The organism is Mongoliibacter ruber (genome assembly GCF_003003005.1).
GTDB classification, from domain to species: Bacteria; Bacteroidota; Bacteroidia; order Cytophagales; family Cyclobacteriaceae; genus Mongoliibacter; species Mongoliibacter ruber.
On the sequence record NZ_PVTR01000023.1, the window covers coordinates 22,760 to 33,135 of the forward strand.

The window sequence follows — 10,376 nt, forward strand, 5'->3', positions numbered from 1 at the left end:
GTAGTTTCAATTCATACAAATAAACCAATAACATGAAGCCAACCTTTAAATTATTATTCGGCCTGTTGTTGCTTTTCAGTTTTGGTCTGAAAGCCCAGCAAATCGATGAAGCTTACGTTGAAAAAATCAAAGAGTTTACCACCGATGACAGGTTCCTGCCCAATTCCCTCTTGGACGTAGTAGACCATCCTAGCATCCCATCACCATTGAAGCATTTTGGACACATTATCGGAACGGAGGGAATCGTCCACCGTACTACTGAGATATATGGTTATTACCAAAAACTAGCCGAAACCTCTCCTTTGGTGCACATGCAGGAAATGGGAAGAACCGAGGAGGACAGGCCTTTTTACCTGATCGTCATTGGCAATCAGGAGTCCATGGATAAAATGGACCACTACAAATCACAGTTGGCCAAGCTAGCCGATGCCAGAAAAACCAGCCCAGAAGAGGCTGAGCAGATTATTATGGACAGCAAACCTGTCTATTATGTCAGTGCCGGCATGCATGCCACTGAAATGGGTGCTCCTGAAATGTTGATGGAATTGGCCTATAGATTGGTGACTTCAGACGCAAATGACATTCAGGCAATTCGTGATAATGTCATCACCGTGATCAATCCTATTTCTGAACCGGATGGTTGGGACAAGCAAGTAGATTGGTATTTTAGATACACCAAGGGAAGAGAGAAATTTGACGATGGCTTCCCACGTTCTACTCCTTATTGGGCGAAATATGTATTCCATGACAACAATCGGGACGGATTGCAGGTCTCTCAGGAAATTACAAAGTCCATCTTCAAAGGTTTTTTTGAATTTCACCCTACGGTGATGCTAGACCTTCATGAGTCAGTGCCTTTGTTGTATATCTCTACAGGTACAGGGCCTTATAATGAATTTGTAGATCCTATTACACAGAGTGAATGGCAGGTGATGGGTAATCATGACGTAGCTGAGGTTTCGGCGCAAGGAATGCCCGGAGCATTTACATGGGCTTTTTATGATGGATGGTGGCCAGGATATGGGATCTGGGTGGCAAACAACCACAATTCTAATGGCCGTTTTTACGAAACCTACGGAAATGCTGGGGCTGACACCTATTTGAGGGATTATTCTACAGCCAAGTTTGCCGGAGATCTTGCCTCATCTAAAGAATGGTACAGACCTGATCCCGCTACACCTTTGGTATATTGGTCTTTCAGAAATAATATCAATTACACGCAAGTCGGTGTGATCGCTTCATTGTATTATGCCGCTACCAACGGACAGTTGTTATTGAGGAATTTTTACAAAAAGGGCTTCAACAGCATAGAAAAAGGTAAGAAAGAAGGACCGAAAGCCTTTACCATTGCCAAAGAACAAAGAGATCCTGCGATGGTAGCCTATTTGGCCAACCAACTCAAAGTACAGGGTATCGAAGTACATGAAAACGACAGCCATTATATAGTGCTATCCGAGCAACCGTATAGAAACCTTTTGGTGTCTCTCTTGACACCTCAGTCTTATCCAAAAGATGCCAAATTCCCTCCCTATGATGCCATTGCCTGGACCTTACCTTATTTGTATGGAGTAGATGTGGAGGCAAAAGAAGAAGTGGATTTTGATACAGGTTCCTTGAAAATGTTGACGGAAGATGCCGTGTATGAAGGGAAAGTATCAGGATCAGGAAACAGCTATATTTTACCTTATCATGCACAAAATACTGTTTTGCCAGCTTTGTATTGGCTCAAAAAGGAAAATAGAAACGCTGAGATATCAATCCTCACCCAGGACACGGATATAGATGGTGAAACACTTGGTGCAGGCACTTTAATCCTGAAAAAAGTCAACACCAACCAAGTTTCCAAGATCGCCTCTGAATTTGGACTTGACCTGCAGGCCAGCAATGCCAATGTTTCGGCTGATCAGGTCAAAACGGTGAACCTTCCAAGAGTGGCTGTGTACCATACTTGGTACAATACCCAAGACGAAGGCTGGACCAGATATACCTTTGAAGAGAGAAATATTCCTTATACTTCGATCGACAAGGACGATTTGAAAGCAGGAGGCTTGAAGTCCAAGTATGATGTGATCATTATGCCTAGGATAAGGGGCAATGCTAAGAATTTCGTCAATGGCGTGGACAAAAAGTACGGTCCAATGCCATTTACCAAGACGGATGACTTCCCTTCACATGGTTTTCCTGCAGCTACCAATGATATGACTGGGGGACCTGGTTTTGGGGGCGTTGATAACCTTAGGAAATTTGCTGAAGAAGGCGGCTTATTGGTAAGCTTTGATAACATGAGTGCTATTTTGGCTGAGTTGGGAATCGCTTCAGAATTATCTCCTGTGAGTACTTCCGGATTGTTTCATCCAGGTTCCATTGTCAGAGCGAAGGTGAGAAAGTCTGATTCTCCAATTTTGAATGGTTATCCAGAGAGCTTCTCATTGTTTAGAGGAAATGGACCATTGCTGCAAACAGACAAGTACAACCGCGATTTGATGTTGGTGCAATACGGATTTGATCCATTGAAAGATGAAGTGGAATACGAAGGACATATCATGGGAATGCCCCAAAAAGAAAAAGTAGAGAATGAAGAGAAAAAAGAGAAAAACCCTGATTATGTGGTTGCCGGTATGGTAAGAAACGAGCAGGAGATTGTGGGACATGGGTCAGTTTTCAATTTGCCAATAGGAAAGGGAACTGTAGTGGCTTTCACTTTTGATCCATTGCACCGTTACTTGAACCATCATGACTCACCAATGGTCTGGAATGCTTTGATCAATTGGGATAAATTGAGGTAAAAGCAATAGAGAAATAAAAGTAAAAAAGCACGTCGGGAACGACGTGCTTTTTTTATGGAGCTTTGTAGGAGTATTTATTATCCCCACAGATAGTGCAGATGAACGCAGATTAGCTTCGCTTTTGAAATTGGTCGATTCACCAGTTCGTCAATCCTCCAAACTTACAACTCAGCTCAATTCTCTACTTCAAGTTCCCATGAAACACCACTGATATCAGTCATCCTCACCTTATATTTTCCTTTCTCTAGACTTTTTAGTTTTGGGTCTTTCAATTGAATGTTTGCCTTAGCACCCAATGGCACAATCAAACTATGTTTTCCCGGTTTTATTTTGGCTATGTAGTAGTTCGAGATGTTTGCCTCATCCATTAAAGCCAGATCATCTTGTGCATATTCAAGAATTTTGTTGTTTTGGACGTCTATCAAATCAATACCAATTACCCAAGAACCGTACACATCAACACCTTCTGTTCTAAATACATCAAAGGAGAGCAAGCCGTCGACTATCTTTCCTTCTGTGATTTCCAGTTTCGGTTTTACCGATTTGTTGTGCAAAGTACCCCAAACTCCACCATGAAATACTTGATTGGTCATCAATGTCATCCCCAAAATGAAAAGAGAACCTGCCAAAACGAATTTAGGGAAAAGGGACTCTTTCATAGGGAGTTCTCCTGAGCCTATCCATGGAAACCAGCTCTTTTTTGTAATAGTATAATTATTCTTGATCAGAAAATTATCCAGTGAATACATGCCACTGCCAGTCAAAAAGAGAAGAAACCCTGTAGCTATTCCCAAGACACCTATTTGCCATTCATCCAGACAAGTAGTGCCAATCCAGCCTGAACCGAGTAAAATACCCATTGCCAAGCCAAATACACCAATACTCATGATCCTCGTAAAAAGCCCAAAGATGATGAACAAACCCACTATACCTTCGACGATGGTAAAGGCTACCATGTTTATCCATAGGATATCAGGGTTTTCGACCAAATATTGGATTATGGGCTTTATGCCGAGTGCGTTTGGGAGAAAATGGTTGAATTTTTTTCCTATGTATCCAGCCACTTCGGGGTCTAACTTGTCAGCTAAGACTGTTCTTCGCCAAAATGCAGAAAAGTACGTCCAACCAATTACCAATCTCACAGACAGCGCTAGAAGTCCTGAGTCATTTTTTATACCTAATGTTTTCATCTATGAGCTATTTAAATTGTGATGGTAATAAATCCGAGGTTGGCACTTTCTATTCTGCTAACTGTCTTATTGATATCAATAAGGTGGCTTGTACCCGCAACCAAAAATATAAGGCTCAGCAATACACGAAGTGTAACTACAGCACTGTAGCTTACCTCAAGTTTTTTATCTTGAAATTTCATTGTTAAGTTTTTATGTAATTGTCAATCATCAGCCTTGTGGCCGACTTTCTTTTTCCGAAGGCAGAAAAATAATTACAGATAAACTTTAAGGTTCTGAAATAAAATGTAGAGCGGAACCAAAGAAATAGGTCCGTTTTCCGGAATTCGGAACTCCGTTGATTTGGAAAGTAAATTAAAAGTGTGGTTAACGTGAAAAGTCCCTTGACTTAAAAAAAATGGTGGGGAGACATTTAAATTTTCTGTAATATTTGCCGATTCGGAAATATCAATAAGCTGACAGTCAGAATCAGAAATGGCAGTTTGACTTTTATTTAAGCTGCTGGTTTGGGGAACACCCAATTCAGATTGGATGTAATTTTTAACCTTACAAGGAGAAAGCAGTAGCAGTAAGGCCAATCCAAAAATTGACATCATCGACGCTACATTTTTTATCTTTGTGTTTTCTTTCACTAAAGTCCCCAACGCTAGAAACTTGGAGTAGTTGTGAATTTTAGATTTTTACTTTTGAAGATTTTCACTCAGGCATCGTGACTAACTTCCTTTTTGGCAATTGGCTTAATCCTTCAAAATTTTACCAGTGCGGGTCCATTTTGACTGCATAGTCCATTCTCCTTTAGGATTTTTTTTAAACTGAGCATCCCACTGATAGGTGCTGGGCCATTTTTTGAAAACTTTGGCCACGTTAAACAAAAACCAAGTTGAAAATTTAGTTGTTTTAGGTTTCCATCCTTTTATTGGGCTCAATTGAATTGCTAAAGATGTATTGTCTGAATGAATCACGTATTCTCCTGAAATGCTTCCGACAGACTCATGTCCTGAAATTCTGAATTTGCCTTTTTGAGAGACCTTATTCATATTCAAGGAAGGAAAAGAGGGTTCAAAACTCATTGAAAGGGGGTAGACAGCATTCTTGACAATCATGGATTTGACAAAGGGACTGTTTTTATTCCATTCCAATTCATAAGTAATGTTCTCTTTCTCAAAGGTTTGTTGGCCTATTTTTAAGTCTAGGGTTTCCAAAATCCCATTATGTTCAGGATTTAAGGTCGCAATTAAGGGTTTTGGGCTATACCGGGTAAAAGTCATTTTCTGAAAATCAATAGGAATCGGTAGGTCATCGACTTTGTGAAGTCTCTTGTCTATCAAAACAAAAATGTCTGTTTGGCTTTTTCTGACAAAATAAAAATCGTGAAGCAAGACCAAAGGCAGCGAAGTTGGATGACTGGCGGCGTCTCCCATAGGTGCCAGAAGCCCAAATGACTTCCTTTTCCTAGGGTTTCTTTCTCTTATTTCAATTTTGACTGTTCTACCTTTTAGGTCTTTAAACTTATATTGGGCTTGCACCCCAAACTTGTCCACTTCATAAGTACAGTTTTTCATGTCGCAGGAAATCATTTGGTTCAAACCTGCACCGGCAATATTATACTTTGAGGGATCTAGTGTCAGTGCATCATCATGATAAACATCAATCTTTTTATCTTTTCTCCATCCAATCACCAAATGTCCAGAACCATTGATGTGATCATTGAAAACCTGTGGTTCAAAAGCGGTATAGATGGAATCTGAGTCCTTTTCAAAATTTACGAGAAGGAGTTTTTCCATGGGATCAATATTTATGGAAAAAGGGAAAATAATGCTCGTAGAATCGTGTTTTGTAATTTTCTCTGAACTGGAATCCATCATAATTTGGTGTATTAGTATTTCATTGCATAAATTTCTCCTCGGTATAATCTCCACTAACCGAAATACCCTTATTTTGAGATAATTATTCTCTCACAGATATTCCAGATAAGTTTTGCACTCAAGGTTCGTCAATCATATGTGAGTCCATGTCCGAATCGAAAAAGTGTGTCTTTTTCTGGATATCCAGGTGCATCAGGATCTTGATTTACAATTGCCTCTTTTGAATTTGCTAAGGCGAATGGAAGTTTACCTGTAGGCTTATATTTCCCTGTTAGGATATCCATCACAGCTGCATCACTTACACCAAAAGTAGCTAGTATAGCCCCTGCATTTAACATTCCGCTTTTTTCATCCATCACGTAGGGCTGACGAAAATCTATTGATAAAACTGTTTTATCTGGTCCGACTTTTTGCATTACCGCCTGTATATCCTCAAGAGAAGGGATTATTTTCCAAGATTTGGAAGTGGCCATATCTGAAAAGGCCAAAAAATCCAACTCATCAGGGCTCGAGCCACCATAACGTGTGGCTGCGCTTCTTTCATTGACCACATTTACCCTGATAATGGCATAATCTACATCCTCATCTACTACCGGCATTGATTCACCCTTGCTGGCATCATAGTCTCCTGAGATTGCCTGAAAACCTTTCCAGTCTTGCTCTTCAAAGAGACTGCTGTTGATTCCCATGGTAAATAGCTTCAGGGAATTTTTTTCTTCTGGTTTCACCAATGGCAGGTTGATGTTGTTTTGAAGAAGTACGATAGATTTTCTTTGAGCCATGTCAGCACTTCTCTGAAAAGCAGGATTGCCTATCAAGTATGCTGCTCTGTTCGGGTCCACATAAGGATTCTCAAACAAGCCCAATTCAAATTGCTCCTTCAAGAGTCTGCGTACCGAAAGATCAATTCTACCTTCTGACAATTTACCTGCATTCACCAGTGAGAGTAATTGCTTGTTGTTATTGAACCCAGAAAGCACGTCTGTCCCAGCTTCAATGGCTATGACGATTTGATCCTCTACGTCCTTATCTTCCAGTCCCCAAGCCCTGTCTCCGATAATACCCGTATCTGAATTGATATATCCCTTGAATCCAAGTTTCTCCCTCAGTAGTTCAGTTAAAATCCCCTTCGAAAAAGCCATTCCTACGTCATTTGGCATATATGCTTGATCTACTGGAATACCATAATAGGCCATGATAGATGAAGCTCCTGCATTCACAGCAGCCTCAAATGGCGCCAAGTGGTAATCAAATTTGTTGGCCGGATAGACCTGTCTTTTGCCGAAGTCATAATGCGGATCACCTCCGCCCTCTTGCGGTCCTCCACCCGGAAAATGCTTTATCGTGAGGGCAACACTTTTTGAGTTCAAAGATTCTCCTTGCAAACTCTTGACAAGCGTTGTAATGATATCAGATGCCAACTCGCTGTCTTCTGTAAAAGTCTCCTGAACACGATACCAGCGTGGTTCGGTGGAAAGATCAGCCATATAGCCATACATGCCTCTTAATCCAATGGAGGTCCATTCCTGAGCCATGATTTTCCCAAAATCAGCGATCAGTTTCATGTCACGTGTAGCGGCAAGCCCACTTTCCTTAGGCCAAGAAGAAAAAGCACCGGATGCTACATCGATTCCTGCTCGGGCATCATAGGTCAGGTGATTTCTTGCGTTTGATTTAAATAAAGCGGGTATTCCCAGTCGGGTACTTTCGGCTAGTTCCTGAATTGAATTCATAAATTGAGATGCTTCAAAGGGAGTTATTTCTACACCTCTAAAGGGATCAGAAGAAGGTGTGCGGTCAGGATTGTTTGTGACGGTGTTCCTGAAAATAAAGCGGGTCATCTTTTCGTCATTGATTAATTCAACAGCCTTTTCTGTCATGCGACCATATTCACTTGAATTCAGGGTATTGATCAAAAGCATTCCTACTTTCTCCTCCAAGGTCATTTGATTGATCAGGTCTTCAATCCTCAAATCAATAGGTTGGCGCCAATCTTCATAGGCATCTAGTTTGTTGTTTTTGTTCAAATCTTTGAATTTGTACTGTCCTTCATATAAAAGGTCTGCAGCCCTGACTTCAATATCTGGCTGGAATTTGTAACTGCCTTGAGCCATCAAAGTGCTACTGTGGAGCAAAAACAGGAAAATGACAAGTCTGTAGGTTATTGACATAGGTTTAATGTATTGATGTATATTTTGAAATCAATCTACATGTCGAAAAGGAAATTTTAGCTGCCTTTTTTTCAGAATCTTTTAAAATAAGGAAGATTGGCAAAATATTCATTTTGGATAATAAAATTGACATCAGTTTCAGGAAATTAATACAGCAATATCCAATTGAAAATTTCTCTCAAAATACTCCTTGAAACTGTAATGTCACCATCAAGCCCAATTATCAGGTCCGATAGAACAGTGGCCTCTATCAAAAGGATTAGCAGCAAATTAGACTCATACAAAATTCTGCTCTTTTGTATTCATTTATAGATTCCACCTGGCTAGGAACCTCATTCCCTCAACCAGTTGATGGCGGTTTCAATAAAATGGTCTCGGCCTTCTATAAAATCTTTGGGATGGGTAAGCAATTCATCCACTTGTACCCCAAACTCTAAATGTGTGTCATCAAGGTCGACCATTTGGCTGCTTGAGAAACGGTAGGTCCAGCCATTTGGCAATTCTGCGAAGGCAGGGATTCCTGCTCCTCCTCCTGTCTGGTCTCCAAACAACCTGGCTTGAGGCAAAACCTTCATCATCTGGGCGAAGAAAGTGGTGGTACTATAAGACCGTCTATTGGTTAAAACGGCCACTTTCCCCAGGTACTTTTCTCCAGAATGGGGGAGTACCCGCAAGGAAACCCAAGGGGTGAAATCTGATTTTTCTGGTCCGGTTTTGAAGCGCTGCCTTGCGTAGGTCAGTTCTTCATCGGTCAACCGTGTAGCAATAGCAAGTGCATTCATCAAATTGCCTCCGCCATTATTTCTGACATCAATGATCAAGCCTTCATGGAACTGCATCAGACGGACAATTTCATCCATATGCTTTTCGGTCAATTTCCTTTCAAATGAGTTATACCTGACATAAAGCATTCCATCTACGGTCTGGGCATGCAAAGGACCTATGATCCTGTAGTCGGTTTTAAGGTATTCATCATAAATGAACTGCTCATCAAAAAAGGAAGGGAAATCCTCAAACCAACTCCAATTACGGGAGCGGTTAAATGTGCTTAAAAGATTGACATGCCCATCTTCCAGCTCGGCCAACATATCACCAAGCACATCAAAAAGCTCAAAAGGACTCATATCCTCATGAATCAATGGAGCATAGATTTCTTTTTTGGCCTCCCAGTCAATCTGCTTTTCTTCAAAAAAACTATAACGGTTGTGGATATCTGACCATAAATGTTCAAATACCGCTCTTGGACTGGCTTCAGGTGCTCTTGGCACGTTGATTTCTTCGCAGCCCATGAACCATGTGGTCAGCGCTAGCAATAAAAGCCTGCTGAAAATTGTTACCTGTTTCATAGCTGGAAATTTAATTGAAAGAAATAATGACCTCCTGAGCGCTGCGAGTGTTGTGCATTTTCCAAGGAGGTATAGTGGAATCTATAACCTATGCCGATTTCATTTCTGCTTGGCAACTGGTAAAATAATTGGCTCAATACACCCAAGTCCTGCTGTTGAAAAGGCTGAAATAAGCGGATAGATTGCAAAAAGGCATTGAATGTGGATTGCTCATGCAGGAAAGGTTCAGGTGGACTCGTGACATAAGAAGCTGAAAACAAAAAGCCAATTACCTGCCAATGCGCCTGAGAGGTAAACCTCCATTGCTGCTGGTTTCCAAAAAATGTCTGGTAGCGTAAGGCAGGTCCAAAGGAGGTATGGAAATCAAACCTTGGACTAAAATTCTGAGCATCTTCATAATTTCTCAGGCTGAGGGCATTATTATTGGACCAACCTAAAGTAAACTTATCAGGTAACCATTCAGCCTTATAAAATGTGTAGGTGATGATACTTGCATGCGTGGCAGCCATTTCAGCATTGTAGGGACTTTGAAGAGCTAGCTTGCTGTAGTGAAGGTAAACCTCATCCGTTTTCTTTTCAGTAACGTTTGCGTAGCCGAGTGTTAACCCTATAGCGCTACCCTTGTATACTAATGGAGAATAACCAAAATCCCTTTCCCATAAATTCTGTGTACCCGCATTAATCAAAATTGTCTTCTGACTTTCTTGAGCAAATGCACATGTTTGGGATAGAAGAAATAAACCTAAAAGAAGCAGTTTTTTCATCTTTTCTAAATTTTGAAACAAATTTAAGGGGATTGGATATTCAAAAATATGATTTCAGTCAGGTCAGAGCCTTATTTGATTTAAATATTAAATTAACATGTATATCCGCTTTCATACCAGTAGAATCTAAATAATAGAATTAACCTGTGATTTCGAACCAATATCAAGTTTGTATGTTTAAAAAAGCCAAGAGGGTAATGTAAATTTAAGTACAAATCAAAACTTAACATTAAACCTCAAGGCTCATGAAAACT

8 protein-coding genes are annotated in these 10,376 nt (G+C 40.5%); 1 reads left to right on the forward strand and 7 read right to left on the reverse strand.

Translation table 11 applies throughout. The features are described 5' to 3' along the window. Positions 1-32: 32 nt before the first annotated feature. The gene (locus CLW00_RS20665) at positions 33-2,786 is read left to right on the forward strand and encodes a M14 family zinc carboxypeptidase (RefSeq protein WP_106135617.1); all 2,754 of its coding nucleotides are present in this window, start codon (positions 33-35) and stop codon (positions 2,784-2,786) included. 173 nt (positions 2,787-2,959) lie between these two features. On the opposite strand, the gene CLW00_RS20670 is transcribed toward CLW00_RS20665, so the two are convergent. From CLW00_RS20670 to CLW00_RS20695, 7 genes are all read right to left on the reverse strand, one after another. Next, complete coding sequence (locus tag CLW00_RS20670; protein WP_106135618.1) at positions 2,960-3,976, reverse strand: TQO small subunit DoxD; 1,017 nt, start codon at positions 3,974-3,976, stop codon at positions 2,960-2,962. An 11-nt stretch (positions 3,977-3,987) separates the two neighbouring features. Beyond that, entirely contained in the window at positions 3,988-4,158 is a 171-nt protein-coding gene (locus tag CLW00_RS21475; RefSeq protein WP_170073262.1) for a hypothetical protein, read from the reverse strand. Positions 4,159-4,230: 72 nt separating this feature from the next. Continuing rightward, a complete protein-coding gene (locus tag CLW00_RS20675; protein WP_106135619.1) occupies positions 4,231-4,572 on the reverse strand; it encodes a hypothetical protein in 342 nt (113 codons plus the stop codon). 141 nt (positions 4,573-4,713) lie between these two features. Beyond that, positions 4,714-5,760, reverse strand: coding sequence for a hypothetical protein (locus CLW00_RS20680; RefSeq protein ID WP_146131471.1), 1,047 nt, complete (start codon positions 5,758-5,760; stop codon positions 4,714-4,716). A 209-nt stretch (positions 5,761-5,969) separates the two neighbouring features. Continuing rightward, the gene (locus CLW00_RS20685) at positions 5,970-8,012 is read right to left on the reverse strand and encodes a glycoside hydrolase family 3 protein (RefSeq protein ID WP_106135621.1); all 2,043 of its coding nucleotides are present in this window, start codon (positions 8,010-8,012) and stop codon (positions 5,970-5,972) included. Between the two features lie 332 nt (positions 8,013-8,344). Next, on the reverse strand, positions 8,345-9,358 hold the full coding sequence (locus CLW00_RS20690) for a S41 family peptidase (RefSeq protein ID WP_106135622.1): 1,014 nt from the start codon (positions 9,356-9,358) through the stop codon (positions 8,345-8,347). Further along, positions 9,355-10,122, reverse strand: coding sequence for a hypothetical protein (locus CLW00_RS20695; RefSeq protein ID WP_106135623.1), 768 nt, complete (start codon positions 10,120-10,122; stop codon positions 9,355-9,357). The genes CLW00_RS20690 and CLW00_RS20695 overlap by 4 nt, the downstream gene beginning before the upstream one ends. Between the last annotated feature and the right edge of the window lie 254 nt (positions 10,123-10,376).

Bases quoted from the DNA above. Each gene is read 5' to 3' on its own strand.
- CLW00_RS20665 (WP_106135617.1), top strand. From the start codon at position 33: ATGAAGCCAACCTTTAAATTATTATTCGGCCTGTTGTTGCTTTTCAGT.
- CLW00_RS20670 (WP_106135618.1), bottom strand. From the start codon at position 3,976: ATGAAAACATTAGGTATAAAAAATGACTCAGGACTTCTAGCGCTGTCT.
- CLW00_RS21475 (WP_170073262.1), bottom strand. From the start codon at position 4,158: ATGAAATTTCAAGATAAAAAACTTGAGGTAAGCTACAGTGCTGTAGTT.
- CLW00_RS20675 (WP_106135619.1), bottom strand. From the start codon at position 4,572: ATGATGTCAATTTTTGGATTGGCCTTACTGCTACTGCTTTCTCCTTGT.
- CLW00_RS20680 (WP_146131471.1), bottom strand. From the start codon at position 5,760: ATGGAAAAACTCCTTCTCGTAAATTTTGAAAAGGACTCAGATTCCATC.
- CLW00_RS20685 (WP_106135621.1), bottom strand. From the start codon at position 8,012: ATGTCAATAACCTACAGACTTGTCATTTTCCTGTTTTTGCTCCACAGT.
- CLW00_RS20690 (WP_106135622.1), bottom strand. From the start codon at position 9,358: ATGAAACAGGTAACAATTTTCAGCAGGCTTTTATTGCTAGCGCTGACC.
- CLW00_RS20695 (WP_106135623.1), bottom strand. From the start codon at position 10,122: ATGAAAAAACTGCTTCTTTTAGGTTTATTTCTTCTATCCCAAACATGT.